The sequence below is a fragment of the Bradyrhizobium sp. Leo114 genome (assembly GCF_055229415.2).
This window is the reverse complement of record NZ_JBUYEN020000009.1, coordinates 114,016-132,409: the sequence shown is the minus strand read 5'-3', so window position 1 is coordinate 132,409 and position 18,394 is coordinate 114,016. Positions and strand designations below refer to the sequence as shown.

Here is an 18,394-nt window from a genome sequence, read left to right as displayed (position 1 = left end):
GATCGAGACGGTTACGGCGGTGATGGGCCTGGTGAGCGCGGGGATCTTTCTGGCCCATGCCTATGAGGGTTTTCGCACCCGGGCGTAAAGCCCAACGCGAAATGGAAAGACGCATCACCTCTTTCCCGAAAGGCATGTTCGTAAAGCTTTAATAGATTCGGACGAGCATCGGAGTGTAGCAGGTGCATCATGCGCAAACACGACTTGGTCTCCGACGGATTCCTGACGCTCACAGCAGCAAGCTTCGTGCTGCTGTGCTCGAGCCTGCTGGCCTTCGCGCTGAACTAGGCTAAGGCCAGGCCTCCCCGGGGGCATTCCGGGCCGATCGTGCTGCGCTCTCGTTTCGACGTGCGCGGCCTTTGCAGTTTTCGCACAGTTTTTTTGATCTCGCCTTCCCTGCGCGGCGGTCGCCAGACCGTCCTTGATCTTCGGCTCCCAGCCTGAGACGAACTGCGCAAGCTCCTTAGCGAGGCTTACGCGCATTACTCCACGCCATAAAGACCACCGCTCTCTTGATCTCGCGCGCCGGTTGGGCTTTGGGTATGGCAGGTTTGGGGGAATTCCAATGCGTAAATTATCGATCGTGGCGTTGTGCGCCACGCTGGCGGGTTGTGTCTCGGCCGGCGAAACTGTTTCATTCAAGACGTCGAACCAGCAGGCCTTGATGCGCGACGGCCAGCCCGCGCTCGTGTCGCGGCAGAAGAATTCGCTGGTGCTGGTCCGTCCAGCGGCGCGGCAGCTTCAGGCCAACGGGCGACCTGTATTTGTGGTCGGCATCAACAATCTCGGACGTCAGCCCGTCGACTTCCGCGTGGCCCAGGTCGAGGCCGTCCAGCATGTTGGCGGACAGGATTTCGGCATGCAGGTCGTCACCTACGAGATGCTGGTCCAGGAGGAGAAGAACCGCCAAGTAGCGGCCGCTATCTTCACCGGTCTTGCGGCCGCCGGTAATGCGTATAGCGCCTCACAGGCTGGCCATGGTCACTACAGGACGCCCTCCGGTCGCACCGGCACTTTCTACAGTCCGACCGCTGCAGCAATCGCCCGGGAAAACGCTGCAGCACAGAATGAGGCGATGATCGAAGCCACGATCGAAACCGGCCAGCGCAATATGGCTGCGCTGGAACAAGCCGTCATCAAGGACAGTACTCTGATGTCGGGTGAATGGTACGGCGGCCAGCTACACTTGGCACCGCCGACCGACCAGGGCGGCGGACCGAAGACCTACACCGTCGTCATCACCGTTGGCAGCGAGCGCCATGTGATCGATGTCTCGCAAGGGCCAGCGGGCGTCTGATCGACGAACCCGAAAGCGGCACCAGCCGCGCCCCGTGACGGACGGAGCAGCCGGGGGGTGAGAGCCTGCCAGTGAGACAGCTGCGCCGATTTTAAGGGTTTCCCCTCTGGATAGAACGGCACGCCCCGGCCATAAAGGTCCGGTCGGTACCGCGCCGCCAAGCGCGTCCGTTGAGCCCAAAAGGCTCGGTCAGCCGCTGCCCGCCGTTTGCAGACGACAGGGCAATTCCTTGGAGGGAAATGCGGCCGATATCACTGGTCCGGGCTCTCACACCCACCGGATACCTCACCACTGATGGTTAAAAATCCACTCCCCTTTTCGGGGGACGCTTTTGCGCTTTTCCGTGGTATGCTGCTCTTGCTGGCAGGGCGGGAGGAGCCCATGGACGACAAAACGCGGACCTGCCGATGCGGCGCGCTGTACGGACGCCGGCTTGTTTTATCTGAGGCTCCGGAAATGGGCACCTTTGCCTGCATCGTTTGCGGCGAGGTCATCGAGAGCTTCAACACCCTCTTCGTTCCGAAATATCGTCTGTTGGTTGGGCCGGTAAGAGCACATCAGCCGTAAACAGAGGAGTTGCCATGGAGCGCCGCCCTGTCCTGGAACATTTGGCTGAGGCAGATCGGCACGTTGCTCTGAGCGATCGGCACATCAGCCGTCAAGTTGAGATAATTGACGAACTGTTGCGCGCTGGCCATCCAACCTCGTTGGCTCAAGACGTTCTGACCACCTACCGCGCGCTGCGGGCCACGCACATCGCCCATCGCGATATGATCCGGGACGAGCTGCGGCAGGCCTGATTTCCCTGTAGTTCTCGCACCATCCGCCACTACTTTGCCGCGACTCAGGCGCGGCTATTCGTGCGGGCTTGGGGCTTCAGAAATAGGAGCCCACCGCATGCCGAAACAAACTCATTGTAAGCACGGCCATCCACTGGAAGGCGAGAACGTGGTCATGGTGACGAACGGCAGGAGGCTGGTTCAGCGATGCCGAATTTGCCATCGCGCAAACTACCGACGTACGCAAGAAAATGCGGCGGAAGCCCTCAGATCGTATCGGGCCAAACATGGCATCTCTTATCCTATAAGCAGCCGCAAACCACGACCGGGCCGCAAGGCAAGTGTGAAAGCTCTTGAGGACAGAAGAAAGCTGCATCACCGAGGCAAGATGCACCAGGGTATAGACTGGACGGTAGCTCGGCGAGCCTAGGAAGCTCGGCCCGGTGCACACTCGTCCGACAATTTCCATGTCAATCCACAAGCCCTAGCGGCTTGCTCTGGCGACGCCCGCGCGCGATGCTCCAGCATGGGTACGAAGTCCCGAGAGAGCATCTACGGCGCCTCTGTACGCGCCTCAGAGGTGCTGCGGCGGAGGCGCGAGGGTAGGCCGGCAAGCTCGCAGGCGGGGAAACATGAGGTGTCGGATTCGCGCTGCCGGAACGGTATTCAGGGGACTCCAGCGAGGTGACGCGATGGGCGGGTTCAAGATCAAGATCGCGCGCATTGAGATAATTTCGCCTAACGAACGGGGTGAGGACCTTCGCTTAGCGTTTCAGTTCGAGAGCGATCAGACCAGTTTTTCACTACCGGTCTTCCTGAACTCCCGCGAATTTGACGACACCGAAGTCGTCGAAGTTGCGCGAAGCAAGCTGTATGAAGTTTTTAGGCAGCTTTGCGATCAGTGCAAGGTCTGGCAGTTGTCGGATGACGAGCGTCGCAAACTCGCAAGCATCAACGCGCGACCAGCCTCATAGGTTCGGGAGGGTCGTGGCGGAAAGAGACGGAACGGCGCCGACGGGGGAGCGTGGCAACCAGAAGGCTGCTATTGACCACTGGAATGTTGACGGTCAGGAGCGCATATAGGCGTATGCCAAATTTCCCGCGACGCGCATGCTTGACGTGGGGCTGATCGCTGTTCTCCCACAGAAGTGGGAGTGGCAGGTCTGGGAAGACGACATGCTGCTGATGAGCGGCCAGGAGACTTCGCGGGAAACGGCTCAGATCGAGGGCAATAGCGCCCTGTTTTACTTGCTTCGATGTCCGATGTGACCATTCGAAGCGCCTGACGCGAATTATGTCGACTCCCGGATGAAATGGGAGTCTAGTTGCTTACATCACCGCCCGGCCCATGGCTTCTATCGGTGATGAGAACGCCGGTTGCGCTCCCGCCCAATCGAACAGGGAACACCGGTATGCCGCTTCGGCAACGTTTCGAGCTGTCATCATCCACATTCGAGTTCCGCCTGACGCAAGAGGCGATCAGCTTGCGCAAACAGGCTGAAGGCATGCCCCTTAGCATTCGCCGCGACGAGCTTCTGCGGAAAGCGGGCCAGATGGATGCTGCCGCTCAAGTCAACAAGTGGCTGACTTCGCCAGGAATGCGGGCTCCGACATAATTTCCAGTGCTCAAGCCCCGGATGGAAGCCGCGGGATCATGCCCAACCGCTACGTGGTAGCCGACGTAGTAGACCTTCTAACGGGTCGACTCCGCGGTCCAGCGCTTCGTGTACGCTCCGCTAGGAATTCAGCCAAGGAGAATTGACATGATATCGAACAGGAGATCCCTCAGTTCCTACAACCACAAACTCGAATATGCTTTGCTTGTTGTGGTGCTGGTTGCGATGGCTCTATGGCTCGCCGTCTGATCGAAGCCACTGCCGCGCTGCCGTGACACGTCCCGGCTAGCGGAACGCCGACGCGGATATTGATCGTCCCGACATGCACATCGCCACGGTGGATGTACCAGCATTTTCAGGCCGGTGATTGTCGTCGCGGCGGGTTATGGTAGGTCGGTCATGGCTAAATCTCGTCCTCACAGGCGTAGCGGAAACTGATGGATGAGCGCCAAGGCCAGCTTGGAGGCGCCGCCACCAGCTTCGCGGAAGCCAGGGACGTCCAGCTATCCACACGATAGCTGGCGGGGTGGCTCTGCACGGTCCGCCTCCCGGACGGCCTTCTTGGCGCCAGGTCGGTTAGCTTTGTCGTTGTCCTAATTTGGTTTTGAACCAAGCGGGCGGCCGCGGCATTAAGACGGTCATGGCTGAGTCATTCGGCAACGAATTTACGATCGTTGAAGTAACCACGGACGACACGGCGATCCGCCCAAGCAGGCAACTTTGGGTCGCCGCAGCTAAACCGAGCCAAGCGCTTACCTTGGTTCTGACGGCGGTTCCAGAAGGCTGGACGGTGGAGTTAGCGACTGGACGGCTGACGCGCCAGCAGTTGAAAGAGCTGCAAAACCTCAAGCCTGGCGAAGTGCACAAGCTGACGATGTAACGACCCGCCTCAGTTGGGCTTATTTCGCTCGCCAAGCCCACGTTCCGTGCGAGGTAACGAGAGAACGACTTCCCGGGTTTCGTGGGCCTCTTTCCACGTCAATCCACCCTAGCGGCTTGCTCTAGTGACGGCCGCGCGCAATGTTCGGGGATGGGTACGAAGTCTCGAGAGAGCATCTAGGGCGCCTCTGTACGCGCCTCAGCCGAGCGCGCGGCCGAGGCCCGCAGGCAGGCCGACAAGCTAGCTTGTGAGGCATGGAACAAGCGCATGCTGGCTTTCCGGGGCCCTGCCCAGCCCTCCCCTACGCTCGGGGACGCGCTCAATGAGGGCTATCTGTGCCTAGAGGTCAAATGCCTCGGCTGCAGTACCCATCAGACAGTCGCGCTCGACATCGTCCGCCGGCGCAAGTCGACACCCATCCACGAGTTGGAGCGGTCCATGCGCTGCAACCTGTGTTCGGAGGAGCGCGCGGCTATCCCTACAAGCGCAGTCATCTCGTGGCGCTGCGGCCGAACAAGATTTCCGCTAGCGATCCGCCGTCGACGTGGTGGCCCGGCGAGCGAGGAGACGAGCCATTCTGCAGATCGTTGCCGCCCTCGGCATGGCATCCGGCGCGCTCGCGGGTGAAGTCGTCGGTCACCGACAAGGAAGACAAGATCGCCGCATAAAGTTTGCTTATGCCGACCCCAGAGAGGAACGGAACGTCGTGCGTCCGCTCACATCTCCATGACGGAGCGAGTCTTGTATGAAAGCAGCAACGGGGACACCTGGTTCCTGGCGCGGGATCCGACTTCCAAGATGCCCGTCGTAAGGCATCACTCTTGGTCATGCTGCTCACCCCGCCGCCTCCGCGAGAGAACCAATGAGGTTTGCGACGCCAGAGCCAATGCTTCGGCAGAAAGCAGGATCGCGGTCCCACACCCCATGTGGAATCCAGATGCCGCTCCTGCCATCACTCGACCTGCCGAAATGCCACCACTTCGGCTCCGCATTTTGAGACCATTCCACGAGCCCGGCATAGCGAGGATGGTCGTCAGGCACGAAGACCTTCGCCCGTTCGCCTTGCTGGGGCGGTGGAGGCGGCAAACGCGGCGCCGGCGGCGGCAGCGAGGCCATCCGATTGAAGCGCTCACGACGCGCCGCAATGGACTCGCAGTAGACCTTGAGCTCACCGGCGTTCGGCATGAACGATATGTATTTTTCGCTCGTCATGATGCCGGTGCGAGGGTCCGTCACCTCTCGGACGATCTCGGGCTCGTAGCTGGCAAGCACCGCCGAGATAGCCGCAACGTAGGTCTCCGGGTCATTCGCGTCCCCTCGCCGGTAGCAACCGAACAACATCCTGGCCCGTTCCATGGCGTAGGCCGCGTGGTGCGGGCTCGTCGAATGCCGCGATCCGGTCGAGGAGGTTTTCGTGGAGGTCGCGCGCTGCGTCGTGTACGGTTCGTCGCCCATTCGCCGATCTTTCCTTACTGAACTTGATCTCGTTTTCGACCCAGGTTCGCCACGCCGCATGCCAGTCGGCCATGAGTGATCCCTTGCTGCGGTGGTGGTTGCTGAAAGCATTGGCCATCTCGCGGATTTTCGTCCCGTCAAAGCCCCGACTGCTGGCGTACTCGAGATCCTGCTCGTCGATCTGCCAAAGGTCGGCAAGCTGGGTCCTGGCCCGCGTGCGCGGCGCCCGTTTCGCGGGCGCGCTATCTCCCGAACGTAGTGAGGGAGATATTATTTCCTTGTCTTCCCTGTCTCCTTTATTGTGCCCTTCGTGTGCCCTTGCTGTAAGCGCGGGTGTATGCGGTGCTGTATCCCCCTGTGTGTCCGCATCTGTGCCCTTTGGCCGGCTAACGCGCTGATATTCGTTGTATTTGCAAATCGTTATGACGGTTACGCCTGGGTCCGTTGCCGTGGCAATCATCGCGTCTTCTTCGAGTGCCCTCAGAAACCCTCTTACGCGCTTCACCGACCAGCCCCAGCAATCCGCGAGATGGCGAAGCGAGTGTGCGAGCTGGCCTCGGGCGAGGTCGACCATGACTCCGGCGATGCGGTTTGCACGCGGCTTCCGAGATCATCCACATCCATGCTTCGCGCTTTGCTGAACGCATCTCGGCTGGCGAACATGGGGTGATCCCAGATGCCGCGATCGACTGCAAAGAAGCCTAACTCGCTCACTGCACGGTCTCCCCATACAGAAGCGGCGCGAGGATCGCGGCCATTGCGACGCTGATAGCGCAGCGACGCGCCAGCCCGCGGGCTTGAAAAAGCCGGAGTGATTTCGTACTTTCCGAGGCGATCAAGCAGCCAGCCAGATCATCGTTCGGAGCCCCGCACGTCGTCAGCGTTGCGGGGTTTTTCATGTGAGAGTGCATGTTAGGTCGCACTCTCCGACGTGTTCGACTGTTCGAGCATCCGATCGAGTGCGCGAACAGGCACCCGCAGCAGTTTACCAATCCTAATCGTCGGGATCTCGCCGCGGGCCGCGGCAGCGTAAGAGGCGTTCCGGCTCAGCCCGAAATATTTCTTGCCGGCTTCGGGGACCGGGATCGTGAGAGGATTTTCGGCCATGCAGGCTCCGTTCAGTTGCGGGCCCGATACGCCACCTGGATGCCCCTGAATTACCCTCGGTACAAATTTGTACCAAACGATGCGTACGGCACCTCAACCAGATCACGCAAGTACAAATCTGTACCTGTCCGGGCACTTTTTTGTACCCATATCGGTACAGTTTTGTTCCAACGGGTTCTATTATGTGTTAGATGGTCGACGCTCGAAGCAGGAGACATTGCAGAATGGCCAAAAAGCCACCCAAAGAGACGCCCCATCTGCGCGTCCGAATTGACCCTAAGCTGCTCGCGAAGCTCGAAAAATCACGCGAAAAAAATGATCACACCCTGACGGGCGAGATCGTTGCGCGGCTTGAGCAGTCGTTTCAAACTGACGAGCGCATAGCGGACTTCCGGGAGGCAATGGAAAAGCGGGTCGAAGACCACAGGCGCCGCTATGATGAACAGATAGCTGCACTGCGCAAGGAGTCGGAGGAAGCGACAGCTATTTGCGAAAAAGCCCTCAAGGACACGGAACAGCAATATGCAGCGGCTCTGCGCGAGATCGATCGGAAAGGCGCGGAGTTCATGCCAGCTGCTGCAGTCGTCGATGTCCTACTCGGCGGAAGCCGGCTAAAATCCGACTTCTTCCGGTCACTCGCTCTTGAGTTAGCAGACGTGCCTGAGGAGTTGCTTGCCGACGAGTTGAACCGTCGTCAATTAATTGAACGGGCCATTGCGGCGATGGAGCGGCGAACGGGAGTGGCGGCCCAATGAAGGGACATGTCTGCGAACGGGGTAAGGGAAACTGGTACGCTGTCCTCGACGTTCGGGATCCGGCCACCGGCAAGCGTAAGCGCAAATGGCATTCGCTGCACGGCTGCAAAGGCAAGCGCGGTGCGCCGAGATCATTTCAGAAATGCGGGACGGCTCCTATGTCGAGCCCTCCAAGATCACCCTGTCGCAGTTTTTTGAGCGTTGGCTGAACCATATCAAGCCTAACGTTTCGCCGCGCACTCACGAGCGTTATAGCGATCTGCTCAACAAGAACCTCGCCCCGTTCCTCGGCGCGAAGCTGCTGTCGAAGCTGCAGCCACTCGAGATCAGCGAGGCTTACGCCAAATTGCTTGAGAGCGGCCGGCGCGATGGCAAAGGCGGTCTGGCGCCGCGTACCGTTCACCACGTCCACAGGGTGCTTTACGAAGCACTGGGGCAAGCTGAGCGCTGGAAGTTGATTGCCCGCAATCCGGCCGCGTTGCTCGAAAAGCGCGATCGCCCCAAAATTGAGCGCAAACCCGTCGAGACAATCGACGCACCCACCACCGCTACCGTTTTCGACGTCGCGCGGGAGCGCCGGCTGTTCATCCCGCTAATTCTTGCCACGCTGTGCGGGCTCCGCCGCGGCGAGATCACCGCGCTGCGCTGGCGGGCCGTTGATCTCGACAATGGCCAACTTGCGGTAGTCGCAAGCACCGAGCAGACCGACGCGGGCGTGATCCGCGAGAAGGAAGCCAAGAACGGCAAAACCAGAACGGTCGCCCTGCCATCCTTGGCCGTGGAAGAGCTGCGCCGCTGGCGCGTCGCTCAAGCCGAGGAACTGTTGAAGTTCGGCGTTCGGGCAGACGATAGCCGACATGTGGTCACCAAGGCGGACGGCGAGCCGGTGCAACCTCGGAGCCTGACGCACGTCATGTCGGATTTTCTGAACGAATGGGGCGTGACCCTGCATAAGCTGCGGCACAGTCACGCCAGCCACATGCTGGCCGCCAGGGTTCACCCGAAAGTCGTCCAAGAGCGGCTTGGACACTCGTCGATCGCGATCACCGTGGACATCTACAGCCACCTGATGCCGAATATGCAAAGCGAGGCCGCATCAGCGGTTGACGGGGCGTTGCGAGCCGCCATAAACAATCGCGACGACAAAGGGTAGTAAATCGGTAGTACGTCCACGGTACGTTCTGCGCGGAATGCGAAAAAGTCTATAGATTTCAACGCTTGGAAGGGTGGCCGAGTGGTTTAAGGCACCGGTCTTGAAAACCGGCGTGCCCGCAAGGGTACCGTGGGTTCGAATCCCACCCCTTCCGCCATTGGCCGCCGATTGCCCTCAATAGCGCGATATAGTCGCCGATTGCCGGACGCCCGCCACGTGGCATAGCGAGCCGTCGATTCTACGCTATAGCCCGATATATTCAGATCGAGGCCACAGAGTTCAGCACGACAAACGCTGCGATGACCCTATTGCGGTCGCTAGCGCTTCGCTCCCGGAACGACCGCTTCGAGCCCATCCCGCCGTTCACCTGCAACCATGACGAGCGGTCGGGCTGCACCTCGTTCGGTCCGCGTCGGTCCCGGCGACAGGACATTGATGCGGATGCCGGTGCCGCGCAGGTCGGTTTATTCGGAAGACGCCCCCTGCGCTACCGGCGATAGAAGATCATCCCGGCGTGATGCAGAACATCGTCGATGAAGTCGCCGTCAGCGGTGAAGCCGGTATCATCCCAATATTCGATGCGTGTGCCGGTCACTTCGTAACGCCCCTCGTAGGCACGCTCGCGCGTCCCGCGCGCTTCAACGTAGCGGCCGTTCGGCAGAAGTTCGTGACGGATGTGGCCGTCCTGCGTAACCCAGAGGCCGACATAGGGGTGATTGGCTTTCAATTCTGTTTCCTCGGCCCGCGCAGGTGGGATCAGGAGCGTTGCCACGATCATGGCTGCAAAGACGCGCTGCATGGCCGAGCTCCTCATTTCATATGTGTGTGTTGAGTTGGACCGCGGCCGGCCGCTCCGTGTCCGGTGACACGAAGCGACTGGCCCCGGCGAGGTTCGTTATGGCCGCCTATTGCCGGCGCGGCTCGTTGTTGTCGACGACCTCCTGATAGGCGACGAGATCGAGAAAGGCTTCGGCCTCGACGACAGACCCGTCCTTCATCTTGAAGATCCACACGAACCGATTGCGGTACGGCGCTCCCGACGTCGTGGTGGCCGAAGCGTCGAAGCGGACGATGACCCTGTCCCCTTTTGCCCAGATGTGGTGCACGACAGGCCGGAGCGGAGTCGCGAGACGGCTCACGAGGGGGGCCGAGGCGCGATCGACGAAATCCTTGAGGCCGCGATAGGTGCCGGCAACTGGGCCGGAGCCATGGATTGTCCATGTCACGTCGGGGGCCAGGAGGTCAGCAAAGACGTTGCCGCCCGCAGTCCATCCCTCGAAAGCCTTACGCAGGGTGGCTTCATTCCGCCCCTCGATGTTAGCATCCGGCGTGGGGGAATTGGCCTGGGCGAGGCCCGTGGTCGCTATGACGGTCAGGAGGATCAGGAGCGTGCGGGTGCGGCCCGCAAGCCGGTCGATCGAAGTGGCAAAGGTCATGGCCTCTTTCCTGTCGTTAAGGGGATAAAGGCCGCGAACGGGGTCATCGGCACGGCATTGACCCCGATCGCGGATCGGATCGTCCGGCATCAGTTGCTCGATGCGGTAGGTCGGATGGTAATTTCGGTTGTGTCCACGCTCGGCGGAGCCTCGATCAGTTGCCGGACAGCGCGCGAGATGTCGGCGGGCTGAAGCGCGATCGCCCGATAGCGTTCCATCACAGCCACGGTCTCCGCATGAGTGATGGTCGAGGCGAGTTCACTCTCCACGACGCCGGGGTTGACGCAGGTGACGCGGATGTTCGTACTCTCCTGACGCAAGCCGTCCGAGATCGCGCGAACCGCGAACTTCGTTGCGCAATAAACGGCGGCGGTCGGCACGACCGAGAGTGCGCCGATGGAGCCGATATTGATGATCTGGCCGCTGCCCTGCCCCTCCATGATCGGCAAGACCGCGCCGATGCCCCAGAGCACGCCCTTGATGTTGACATCGACCATGCGCTCCCATTCGTCGAGCTTGCCGGCGGCAAGCGGCGAGAGCGGCATCACGCCGGCATTGTTGATGAGAACGTCGATGCGCCCCCACTCGTCCATCGCCGCCTGAGCGAAGCCAGCCATGGAATGGCGGTCGGTCACGTCGAGCAGCCGGGCTTGGGCGATTCCGCCGGCTCCCGTGATGTTATCGGCGATGGCTTCGATGCGGTTCAGCCGGCGGGCGCCCACCAGCACCTTTGCGCCGGCCCCGCCGAGCTCTCTGGCGATGCCCTCGCCGATCCCGCTGGAGGCGCCGGTGATCAGAACAACCTTGTCCATCTCGTGCTCCTTGCTTTGCATTCGGAGCCCAAGATGGACGTTCGCCGCTGTTGCTGGTATCCGTCCAGTGTTTGACTGGATGGTTAGCAATGCTGGACAATGAAGATTGACCTCAACCTGCTGCCGCTCTTCCTCGCCGTCGCGGAAGAACACAACTTCCGCGCTGCCGCCGATCGCCTTGGCGTGACCCGCTCGGCTGTCAGCCAGGGAGTGCGGCGGCTTGAGGATGCCTTTGGCACGAGCCTCGTCACGCGCACGACCCGTTCGGTGCGCCTGACGGACGCGGGTGAGCGTCTGCGCGAGGCACTGTCCCAACCCATCTCGGATATCGCCACGGCGCTTGACTACGTGGCCGCAGAGAATGCGCCGCGCGGGCTGCTGCGCATCGCCGTCACCTCGATTGCCGAGCGGTTCCTTTCAGGCCCCCTCATCGCCTCCTTCGCCGCGGCTCATCCTGGCGTCACGATCGATGTCACGGTCACGGACGAAGAATTCGATATCGTCGCGGCCGGCTACGATGCGGGCGTCAGGCTGGGCGAAGTGATCGAGCAAGACATGATCGCGGTTCCCCTGACAGGCGATCAGCGCGAAGCAGTCGTGGCAGCTCCCTCCTATCTCGCGGCCCACGGCGCGCCGGCGCATCCACGCGAACTGATCCATCATCGCTGCATCGGCTGGCGCCCGACGCCGAACGTCGCGCCCTACCGCTGGGAGTTTGAAGAGAACGGCATTCCCTTCGACCTGGCGGTCGAACCCCAGATCACCACGAACGACTTGCGCTTGATGCTTCGTGCGGCCCTCTGCGGGGCGGGTATCACCTTTGCAACGGAGGAAACCTTCCATCCATTCGTGAAGACCGGCGAACTCGTCCCGCTCCTGGAAGAATTCCTGCCGCCGTTTCCCGGTTTTTTTCTCTACTTTCCTCAGCGTCGCAACATGGCGCCCAAAATGCGCGCTTTGATCGAGCATGTGCGGCAATGGCGGTAGCGCCGGCTGTAACAAAGAAGGGAATACCGATCAGAGCTAGCAGCAGGTGGAGGACATGCCGTCAGCCTACACAGTTCGTCCCTGGCGGAAGCATCCCCTGTTCCGAAGCAGCTAGCACCGCCGCATCGGAACCGTCGCGGAAAAGGGATGATGACCGGCAAGACAAACATGGCGCCGAAGCTGACGGTGCTATTGGCCGACGCTTTTGGGGGCATTCTACAGCTTCATCAAGATCGGGGTGGAAACCATCCCGCCGGTCACGCTGATCGCGGCGCAGACGTTGATCGCTGGGACGATCCTTGCGGCTATCCTCCGCTGGCGGGGCCTGCGCTCGGCGATCAGCACTCTGCTAGGAAGAAAGTGGATGAGTTCGAGCCGACCGCGTCAGTAGCGCTCACACCCATCTTTCATCCAGTTGGGTCGGCCTTCTGGCCTGTGCCAAACTCGCGCCTCCGTCAGGAAAAGCCCTGCATCAGAGGCAGATGCTGAGAATTTTCAGACGACAGGCCTCCACAGCGCGAGATTTCGGCTTGGCAACCGTCGCCTGCTTTGAGCCCTTCGGCGAGTTCTTCGCCACCTTGGGACGCTCATAGTCGCCGGCAATCACCATCGCCCAATAGGTCCGCCCGGTCGCCGAACTCTTGACGCTGGCGACGCCAACGCGCGAGGCGTTGTGCAACAGCAGATTTCGCCGGTGTCCCGACGAATTGATCCATTGGTCGAGTGTCTTTGGAAAGCTGTCATAGCCGTAGGCGATGTTTTCTGCCGCCCGGCCCGCGCCCGCTGGGTGGACGCGCGAGTTGAAGGGGCTGAGGACGTCGTGGTCGAGTTTGTCCTTTGCCGCCATCGCCGCGGCTTGCTCGTGCGCAATGCGCGTGAGCGTCGCATCCAGCACCACGCGCCCCTCCCCGTGCTGTACGCGATAGCCGGAGATCATGGCGGCGGGAGATTCGGCCCGAGCAAGCGCTGGGTAACAGCAAGCGGTAAACCAAAGGCAGAGTGTAAGGAGGGATTTCATCGATGTTCCCAAATCAGTCTTCCGGAGCGATAAAGAGACCGGACGAACCCGTAAGTCATTGATTTTATTATTTCGGACTGCGCTTTCCCCCAACTTGATCTTGGGAACGCGATGTCGATACGCGCGAACACGGGCGCCAGCAAGGCGCTCGCGAAGGCCCTTCCCTCAAAACAAAAATGAAAAATATCAATGCATTATCGGGAAAGAATGCTGAACATTGCCTTCGTCCAGCTTGCGGCAAGATTTCCGTGCAAACACTGATTAAGCAAAATGGAACCGTATTTTGCTCAATTGTGTTGGGGTTGCATTCACCACTGCAGGGAGGCGACTAGAATGACGGACGAGCAGTTGGCTCTTCAGGCCGTTCGTGATGCCCAGGGCATACTTGAAGAATACTTGCAGCCGCGACCGCGCAATAACGAGCGGGTCTTCCTTGATCGATTGGTGGAAGTGTTGGAGCGGCCCGAGCTCCTGATCGCCGTCAACCGGATGCAGCGCGGCCTGTAGCCGCGTCATCGCCAGCCTCTGGAGCCTCACTGGCCTTCGCAAGCGCCAGCCAATCGGCTGCGAGCGTCAGCCAGGCATCTTCGTCCACCGGACTGCGAGCCTCTGCCGCCCGGTCCCTGCATTCCTGAGCTAGCTGACGAAACCGGACCAAATCTTCCCTCATGCCAGAGCTACGCTCCAACTGAGCAAAAGTTGCAGAGGGCTGCTGACGATTAGCGATACACCGGACGGTCCCGCCCTATTCCCGCGCCGCGATCAAATAAGTTTTCTTTGGCGTCACACCCTTGTGGCACACACGTTGCACTTCAATGGGTACTGGGGATTTCAGGGGCCCAGTATGAGACAGGGCGCCGCCGGGACAGTGTATTTCAAGCCCGGCGGCGTACCTTTCTGAGACATGTTAAACACCGCCGAAAGCACGCTTGGCGAAGCGCTCCACCTCTCGACTACGGCCCGCCAGGACTGACAGATGCAAGCACGTGCCCTGGCCAGGGATTGCGGCCATCCCTGAGCCACGGGAGCGTGTCGGTCCAGAAGCCGACCGCGTGACTGTCGTGGAAGAGATTGAAATGGCCGATCGCCTTGCGACCGTAGTCGGACGGCTCGAGCAGCACCGCCGTGCGCGGCGCACCGGTGTAGTAGCCAAGCGTGCGACGGATTGCGGGCACGGTGCCGAGTTCGTCATCCGACACGGCAATCGCAAGGATCGGCCCCGTCACCGCCGCCATCCGTGAGAGCACGGCCTGTCTCTCGCCGCGTGGATGGCTGCGCTCGAAGCGTCGCCCGCGGAAACTCCATTCATTGGCGACGCCGGCGGGCAAATCCTCCAGCCAGCCGAGCCTGCGGCCGGGAAAATAGCCGCAGAGCGCCGTCATGACGGGCATAGCAATGTGCCATTTGAGGAACAGGCCAGCGCGCCGGCGCGGCGCATAGTCGCCCCACCAGGCATATTGCGCGCCGACCGTCAGCATCCGCTCAATCAAGCCAGCGCTTGCGGCGAGCCCCGCCAGAAAACCGCCGACGCTGTGGCCGACCACGATGAGGCGAGCCTGCGGCCGACGTTCGTGCATGAAGCAAAGCGCCGCCTCGAAATCGAGTTCGCCCCAATCGCGCCAGCGATAGCCACAGCCTCTGAGGCGAGACGGCCGCGAACCGCCGATGCCGCGATAGTCATAGGTGAGGACATCGAAGCCGTGGTTCGCCAGGAAGCATGCATAGCGGTGGTAATAGCGCGCAGCCACCCCCGTTGCCGCATTGACGATGATGCTGCCGGCGGAGCGGCCGGCTGGCGCGAGCCACAAATGGCCGCCGATGGTCACGCCGTCCCGGCAGGGAATCGTGACGGGTGTCCCATCCTCCATCGATATACGCAGCGCCACCTTGGTCATGCGCGCGACGGTAAGGGATGGACTGCGTTGTGTATATTCACTGGTCAGTATACATAAAGCGCCATGAGCGAGACTGGCCGTTCGACGCGTGAGCGCATCCTTCAAGCCGCCGGAAAATTGTTCTACGGCGAGGGCATCCGCGCCGTCAGCGTCGATGCGGTGGCGGAAAAGGCCGGCCTTACCAAGCGGACGCTCTACTATCATTTCCGCAGCAAGGACGATCTGATCGCGGCCTATCTCGAGATCCGCGACCAGCCAAATCTCGCTTTGTTCAAGCGCTGGTTCGCCGAGGCCGACGGTGACGTGGCCGCCAAGGTGGAAGCGATCTTTCGCAATCTGGCGCGATCGGCACGAGGCGCAAAGTGGAAGGGTTGCGGTTTCCTGCGTACCTCAGTCGAACTGGTCAACCTGCCCGGTCATCCAGCGATGGTGATCGGCCGCGCGCACAAGAAACGCGTCGAGGACTGGCTCTGCTCCGTCTTCGAAGATGCGGCCGCCTCGCGGCAAGCGCGGCAGCTTGCGCGGCAAGTCATCCTGCTATTGGACGGCGCGTTTGCCGTCGTCCTGCTGCATCGTGATCCAAGCTACATGGAAACCGCTGGAGCAGCGGCCACCCATCTCATTCGCGGGCTGATGCCGACGCCGCGCAAGTCAATCAAGGTTGCCAGGGTCCGGCGGACCATCCGGCCCAGGATCGGCTGACGCGCGATCGAGCGTTCCCGCTACCCAGCGCGCGACCGATGGACCGAGGAACAGCAGCAGGATCACGCGCACGGTCTGCAGCGCCATGACGAAGGACGTGTCGACCTTGGTCGAGGCGGCGATGATCGCGGCGGCATCGACGCCGCCGGGGCTGGTGGCGAGATAGGCGGTCAGCGGATCGACGTGCAGGAGCACCACCAACAGCCACGCCAACAGGCCGCAAAACCCCATCAGGATCGCGGTTCCGCCGATGCTCTGCGGCAGCGCGCGGGCAGCGGTCGCCAGCACGTCACGCGTGAAGCGCAAGCCCGTGTTCCAGCCGATCAGCGCGTAGGTTGCAATCAGCACCAGCGGCGGCAGCTCGATCTTCACCCAGCCAAGCACGTTGAGCACCGCGCCGAGAACGAGCGGCCCAAGCAGCACGCCGGCCGGCATCCGCGCGGCAAGACCAGCGCCGACGAGCGCAATGGCCGCGGTGGCTCCGAGGTTCGTCAGGTCGACAGGCTGAAAAAGCCCGGCACTGAAACGGCCGCCACCGCCGTGCGCAAACCATAGCGCCACCACCGAGGCCGCCGCGGCCACCAGCACGACGCGCAGATACTGCATGAAAGCCACGAGCCGGAAATCGGCGCCGTGAGCCTCGGCCATCACCATCATCACCGTGGCAGCGCCCGGGAGCATGCCCCAGACCGCCGTGGTGCCGGGGATGATGCGCAAGCGGCTCATGGTCCAGCCGATCAGAGCGCTTGCGCCGACCGAAAGCGCCACGGTGGCGAGGATGATCGGCCAGTAGCGCACGAAGCCGCTGATGATTGCCGGCGTGATCGATTGCGCGACGAGACAGCCAATGATTGCCTGGGCTGCAGCGATCAGCAGGCGGGGCACCCTCACCGCCCCTCCGCCCATCTGCACCAGCGCGGCCGCGGCCAGCGGCCCCAGCAGCAAGGCGGCAGGCAGCCTCACCCACTGCAGCACGCCGGCGATCAGCAACGAAACCACGACGAGCACCGCCCAGCGGACGGCGACCGGCAGCGCTCGGAGCGGGAGATAGGCTTGCTGCTCGCTCACCGCTGCAGCTCGATCTCGGCCGCTTTAGCCACGCGGCCAAGCCGCGGGAAAATGTGCTCGAAGGCAAAGGCGTGCATGTCCGCCGAACGATCGGCGCTCGCGTCTTCCGCCAGCACGACCGCATAGCCATGCTCATGCGCGGCACGCGCGGTGGATTCGACGCCGATATTGGTGGCGATGCCGCCGATCACCACGGTGGTCACGCCGCGCCGGCGGAGCTGCAGATCGAGCTCCGTGCCATAGAACGCGCCCCATTGCCGCTTGGTGATCCTGATATCCGACGGTTCGGCGAGGCCATCCGCCAAGTCCGACCAACCCTCGGGAAAGCCGCCGGGCGGCGCTTGCATCGGTTGATCGACCGGCGACTTCAGCGCGTCGCTGAAGTCGGGCGAGAAGGCGACGTTGACCAGCACGACGGGCGCCTTGGCCGCGCGGAAGCGCCGGGCGAGCTCCTGTCCCTGGGCAAGGACGGCTGGACCGGAATGGGGCTCGGTCGGCAGGCCGACGATGCCTTTTTGAAGGTCGATCAGGATCAATGCTGTGGTCGCGGCAGGCAGGATGAGCATGGGATGTCCTTTCGCCAGGTGGGGGGCGTCCCCGCCCGTTGCCGGGCGCGACGGGAGCGGCTAAATACTTGAGGGAAAGCTCAAGCACGCAACCACTCTATTTGAGGATATACTCAACTTTGTCAAGTCGGGACCGCAAACCGCTCCAGCCGCAGCGCGAGGTCGGCCGCCAGCGCGTCGCCGAACTCATGCAGGCGGCGGCCGAGGTGATCCAGGAACGGGGTTTCGAGGCCGCGACCATGGCGGAGATCGCCGCGCGGGCGGACGCCAAGATCGGCTCGCTCTATCGCTTCTTTCCGAACAAGGACGCCGTCGCCGACGCCCTGATGCAGCACTATGCCGAGGTGCTGCGGGCGGAATACGACGCGATCCTCGCCCACGCCGCCGACGCCAATCCGGAGCAACTGGCCGACATCCTCATCGATCTCCTGGCCAAGCTCTATCCGCAGATCCGCGCAGTCACCGCGTTTTTGGATTCCCGGACCGACTGGACCGAGATCCGTCTTCGTTTCCGCAGCCAGACGCTCGCCGGCATCAAGACAGCGCTGAAGCGTTGCGCGCCCGGCCTCGACGAGCACGAGGCCGAGGACATCGCCGCGGTCGTGCTCAACAACATGAAGACGATGGTCGGGATGACCATGAAGGACGCGCCGACAACCCCCGGCGCGCCCGAGCAGCTCAGATTGATGAACCGCCTCTATCTCGCCGCCAGGCTCGCGCCCGGCAGGCCGGCGGGATAGCTGCACCGGCTTGCGCGCAGTGAGCACATCGGAAGGCGGATCGTTGCCGCTTTCGTGAAAACAGGTGCGCATTTTGGAAATGCCGACTGCGACCAGATTCTGCATGGCAGGCAGCGTTCGCGTTGCGC

At 61.8% G+C, this 18,394-nt stretch carries 21 protein-coding genes, 1 tRNA gene and 2 pseudogenes; 13 read left to right on the top strand and 11 right to left on the bottom strand.

What is annotated here, in order from left to right:
- Positions 1-565 precede the first annotated feature (565 nt).
- A complete protein-coding gene (locus ACZIRK_RS13300) occupies positions 566-1,297 on the top strand; it encodes a hypothetical protein (RefSeq protein ID WP_130223360.1) in 732 nt (243 codons plus the stop codon).
- A 381-nt stretch (positions 1,298-1,678) separates the two neighbouring features.
- A complete protein-coding gene (locus ACZIRK_RS13295; RefSeq protein ID WP_130223358.1) occupies positions 1,679-1,864 on the top strand; it encodes a hypothetical protein in 186 nt (61 codons plus the stop codon).
- Here the strand turns inward: ACZIRK_RS13295 and ACZIRK_RS13290 are convergent.
- The gene (locus ACZIRK_RS13290; RefSeq protein WP_130223356.1) at positions 1,855-2,061 is read right to left on the bottom strand and encodes a hypothetical protein; all 207 of its coding nucleotides are present in this window, start codon (positions 2,059-2,061) and stop codon (positions 1,855-1,857) included. The genes ACZIRK_RS13295 and ACZIRK_RS13290 overlap by 10 nt on opposite strands.
- Positions 2,062-2,768: 707 nt before the next feature.
- On the opposite strand from ACZIRK_RS13290, the gene ACZIRK_RS13285 reads away from it, so the two are divergent.
- The 3 genes and pseudogenes from ACZIRK_RS13285 to ACZIRK_RS13275 all read left to right on the top strand — a co-directional run.
- Positions 2,769-3,050, top strand: a complete 282-nt coding sequence (locus tag ACZIRK_RS13285) for a hypothetical protein (protein WP_463327441.1) — start codon at positions 2,769-2,771, stop codon at positions 3,048-3,050.
- Between the two features lie 1,282 nt (positions 3,051-4,332).
- Positions 4,333-4,572 carry a hypothetical protein gene (locus tag ACZIRK_RS13280; RefSeq protein WP_463327440.1) on the top strand — a complete coding sequence of 80 codons (240 nt, stop codon included), beginning with the start codon at positions 4,333-4,335 and terminating at the stop codon, positions 4,570-4,572.
- 150 nt (positions 4,573-4,722) lie between these two features.
- A pseudogene (locus ACZIRK_RS13275) lies at positions 4,723-5,135 on the top strand (hypothetical protein); the annotation flags it as partial.
- A 271-nt stretch (positions 5,136-5,406) separates the two neighbouring features.
- Here ACZIRK_RS13275 and ACZIRK_RS13270 read toward each other — a convergent pair.
- From ACZIRK_RS13270 to ACZIRK_RS13260, 3 genes are all read right to left on the bottom strand, one after another.
- Positions 5,407-6,027, bottom strand: coding sequence for a hypothetical protein (locus tag ACZIRK_RS13270; RefSeq protein WP_130223350.1), 621 nt, complete (start codon positions 6,025-6,027; stop codon positions 5,407-5,409).
- A 501-nt stretch (positions 6,028-6,528) separates the two neighbouring features.
- The gene (locus tag ACZIRK_RS13265; protein ID WP_130223348.1) at positions 6,529-6,741 is read right to left on the bottom strand and encodes a hypothetical protein; all 213 of its coding nucleotides are present in this window, start codon (positions 6,739-6,741) and stop codon (positions 6,529-6,531) included.
- 198 nt (positions 6,742-6,939) lie between these two features.
- Entirely contained in the window at positions 6,940-7,134 is a 195-nt protein-coding gene (locus ACZIRK_RS13260) for a helix-turn-helix domain-containing protein (RefSeq protein WP_130223346.1), read from the bottom strand.
- A 224-nt stretch (positions 7,135-7,358) separates the two neighbouring features.
- Here ACZIRK_RS13260 and ACZIRK_RS13255 point away from each other — a divergent pair, with 224 nt between their 5' ends.
- The 3 genes from ACZIRK_RS13255 to ACZIRK_RS13245 all read left to right on the top strand — a co-directional run bounded on the left by ACZIRK_RS13255 (position 7,359) and on the right by ACZIRK_RS13245 (position 9,199).
- Complete coding sequence (locus tag ACZIRK_RS13255) at positions 7,359-7,889, top strand: hypothetical protein (protein WP_130223344.1); 531 nt, start codon at positions 7,359-7,361, stop codon at positions 7,887-7,889.
- Positions 7,890-7,974: 85 nt separating this feature from the next.
- Complete coding sequence (locus ACZIRK_RS13250) at positions 7,975-9,042, top strand: site-specific integrase (RefSeq protein ID WP_245474533.1); 1,068 nt, start codon at positions 7,975-7,977, stop codon at positions 9,040-9,042.
- A gap of 67 nt (positions 9,043-9,109) precedes the next feature.
- Positions 9,110-9,199 (top strand) — tRNA-Ser (locus ACZIRK_RS13245).
- Positions 9,200-9,529: 330 nt separating this feature from the next.
- Here the strand turns inward: ACZIRK_RS13245 and ACZIRK_RS13240 are convergent.
- The 3 genes from ACZIRK_RS13240 to ACZIRK_RS13230 form a co-directional block, all read right to left on the bottom strand.
- Positions 9,530-9,856, bottom strand: coding sequence for an Atu4866 domain-containing protein (locus ACZIRK_RS13240; RefSeq protein WP_463327439.1), 327 nt, complete (start codon positions 9,854-9,856; stop codon positions 9,530-9,532).
- 91 nt (positions 9,857-9,947) lie between these two features.
- On the bottom strand, positions 9,948-10,478 hold the full coding sequence (locus ACZIRK_RS13235; RefSeq protein WP_463327458.1) for a nuclear transport factor 2 family protein: 531 nt from the start codon (positions 10,476-10,478) through the stop codon (positions 9,948-9,950).
- 89 nt (positions 10,479-10,567) lie between these two features.
- Positions 10,568-11,290 (bottom strand): SDR family oxidoreductase, encoded by a 723-nt coding sequence (locus ACZIRK_RS13230; RefSeq protein WP_130223342.1) that lies wholly within the window; start codon positions 11,288-11,290, stop codon positions 10,568-10,570.
- Positions 11,291-11,389: 99 nt separating this feature from the next.
- On the opposite strand from ACZIRK_RS13230, the gene ACZIRK_RS13225 reads away from it, so the two are divergent.
- Positions 11,390-12,277 carry a LysR family transcriptional regulator gene (locus ACZIRK_RS13225; protein ID WP_130223340.1) on the top strand — a complete coding sequence of 296 codons (888 nt, stop codon included), beginning with the start codon at positions 11,390-11,392 and terminating at the stop codon, positions 12,275-12,277.
- Positions 12,278-12,427: 150 nt separating this feature from the next.
- Positions 12,428-12,605, top strand: a pseudogene (locus ACZIRK_RS13220) (EamA/RhaT family transporter); the annotation flags it as partial.
- A 144-nt stretch (positions 12,606-12,749) separates the two neighbouring features.
- Here ACZIRK_RS13220 and ACZIRK_RS13215 read toward each other — a convergent pair.
- Entirely contained in the window at positions 12,750-13,295 is a 546-nt protein-coding gene (locus ACZIRK_RS13215; RefSeq protein WP_130223338.1) for a CAP domain-containing protein, read from the bottom strand.
- 333 nt (positions 13,296-13,628) lie between these two features.
- Between ACZIRK_RS13215 and ACZIRK_RS13210 the strand changes: the two genes are divergently transcribed.
- Entirely contained in the window at positions 13,629-13,802 is a 174-nt protein-coding gene (locus ACZIRK_RS13210; protein WP_165435055.1) for a hypothetical protein, read from the top strand.
- Positions 13,803-14,248: 446 nt separating this feature from the next.
- On the opposite strand, the gene ACZIRK_RS13205 is transcribed toward ACZIRK_RS13210, so the two are convergent.
- Positions 14,249-15,163 (bottom strand): alpha/beta hydrolase family protein, encoded by a 915-nt coding sequence (locus ACZIRK_RS13205; RefSeq protein ID WP_130223524.1) that lies wholly within the window; start codon positions 15,161-15,163, stop codon positions 14,249-14,251.
- Between the two features lie 90 nt (positions 15,164-15,253).
- Here ACZIRK_RS13205 and ACZIRK_RS13200 point away from each other — a divergent pair, with 90 nt between their 5' ends.
- Positions 15,254-15,892, top strand: a complete 639-nt coding sequence (locus tag ACZIRK_RS13200; RefSeq protein WP_130223336.1) for a TetR/AcrR family transcriptional regulator — start codon at positions 15,254-15,256, stop codon at positions 15,890-15,892.
- On the opposite strand, the gene ACZIRK_RS13195 is transcribed toward ACZIRK_RS13200, so the two are convergent.
- Together ACZIRK_RS13195 and ACZIRK_RS13190 are read right to left on the bottom strand one after the other, a co-directional pair.
- Positions 15,842-16,960 (bottom strand): AbrB family transcriptional regulator, encoded by a 1,119-nt coding sequence (locus ACZIRK_RS13195; RefSeq protein WP_245474531.1) that lies wholly within the window; start codon positions 16,958-16,960, stop codon positions 15,842-15,844. The two genes, ACZIRK_RS13200 and ACZIRK_RS13195, sit on opposite strands and share 51 nt — an antisense overlap.
- A complete protein-coding gene (locus tag ACZIRK_RS13190; protein WP_130223334.1) occupies positions 16,957-17,526 on the bottom strand; it encodes a hydrolase in 570 nt (189 codons plus the stop codon). Before ACZIRK_RS13190 ends, ACZIRK_RS13195 begins: the two co-directional genes overlap by 4 nt.
- A 119-nt stretch (positions 17,527-17,645) precedes the next feature.
- Here ACZIRK_RS13190 and ACZIRK_RS13185 point away from each other — a divergent pair, with 119 nt between their 5' ends.
- Complete coding sequence (locus tag ACZIRK_RS13185) at positions 17,646-18,266, top strand: TetR/AcrR family transcriptional regulator (RefSeq protein WP_207230943.1); 621 nt, start codon at positions 17,646-17,648, stop codon at positions 18,264-18,266.
- Positions 18,267-18,394: the final 128 nt, after the last annotated feature.

What these genes read in the sequence shown, in the direction of transcription:
- ACZIRK_RS13300 (WP_130223360.1), top strand. Translation starts at nt 566, where the DNA reads ATGCGTAAATTATCGATCGTGGCGTTGTGCGCCACGCTGGCGGGTTGT.
- ACZIRK_RS13295 (WP_130223358.1), top strand. Translation starts at nt 1,679, where the DNA reads ATGGACGACAAAACGCGGACCTGCCGATGCGGCGCGCTGTACGGACGC.
- ACZIRK_RS13290 (WP_130223356.1), bottom strand. Translation starts at nt 2,061, where the DNA reads ATGGGCGATGTGCGTGGCCCGCAGCGCGCGGTAGGTGGTCAGAACGTC.
- ACZIRK_RS13285 (WP_463327441.1), top strand. Translation starts at nt 2,769, where the DNA reads ATGGGCGGGTTCAAGATCAAGATCGCGCGCATTGAGATAATTTCGCCT.
- ACZIRK_RS13280 (WP_463327440.1), top strand. Translation starts at nt 4,333, where the DNA reads ATGGCTGAGTCATTCGGCAACGAATTTACGATCGTTGAAGTAACCACG.
- ACZIRK_RS13270 (WP_130223350.1), bottom strand. Translation starts at nt 6,027, where the DNA reads ATGGGCGACGAACCGTACACGACGCAGCGCGCGACCTCCACGAAAACC.
- ACZIRK_RS13260 (WP_130223346.1), bottom strand. Translation starts at nt 7,134, where the DNA reads ATGGCCGAAAATCCTCTCACGATCCCGGTCCCCGAAGCCGGCAAGAAA.
- ACZIRK_RS13255 (WP_130223344.1), top strand. Translation starts at nt 7,359, where the DNA reads ATGGCCAAAAAGCCACCCAAAGAGACGCCCCATCTGCGCGTCCGAATT.
- ACZIRK_RS13250 (WP_245474533.1), top strand. Translation starts at nt 7,975, where the DNA reads ATGGCATTCGCTGCACGGCTGCAAAGGCAAGCGCGGTGCGCCGAGATC.
- ACZIRK_RS13240 (WP_463327439.1), bottom strand. Translation starts at nt 9,856, where the DNA reads ATGAGGAGCTCGGCCATGCAGCGCGTCTTTGCAGCCATGATCGTGGCA.
- ACZIRK_RS13235 (WP_463327458.1), bottom strand. Translation starts at nt 10,478, where the DNA reads ATGACCTTTGCCACTTCGATCGACCGGCTTGCGGGCCGCACCCGCACG.
- ACZIRK_RS13230 (WP_130223342.1), bottom strand. Translation starts at nt 11,290, where the DNA reads ATGGACAAGGTTGTTCTGATCACCGGCGCCTCCAGCGGGATCGGCGAG.
- ACZIRK_RS13225 (WP_130223340.1), top strand. Translation starts at nt 11,390, where the DNA reads ATGAAGATTGACCTCAACCTGCTGCCGCTCTTCCTCGCCGTCGCGGAA.
- ACZIRK_RS13215 (WP_130223338.1), bottom strand. Translation starts at nt 13,295, where the DNA reads ATGAAATCCCTCCTTACACTCTGCCTTTGGTTTACCGCTTGCTGTTAC.
- ACZIRK_RS13210 (WP_165435055.1), top strand. Translation starts at nt 13,629, where the DNA reads ATGACGGACGAGCAGTTGGCTCTTCAGGCCGTTCGTGATGCCCAGGGC.
- ACZIRK_RS13205 (WP_130223524.1), bottom strand. Translation starts at nt 15,163, where the DNA reads ATGGAGGATGGGACACCCGTCACGATTCCCTGCCGGGACGGCGTGACC.
- ACZIRK_RS13200 (WP_130223336.1), top strand. Translation starts at nt 15,254, where the DNA reads ATGAGCGAGACTGGCCGTTCGACGCGTGAGCGCATCCTTCAAGCCGCC.
- ACZIRK_RS13190 (WP_130223334.1), bottom strand. Translation starts at nt 17,526, where the DNA reads ATGCTCATCCTGCCTGCCGCGACCACAGCATTGATCCTGATCGACCTT.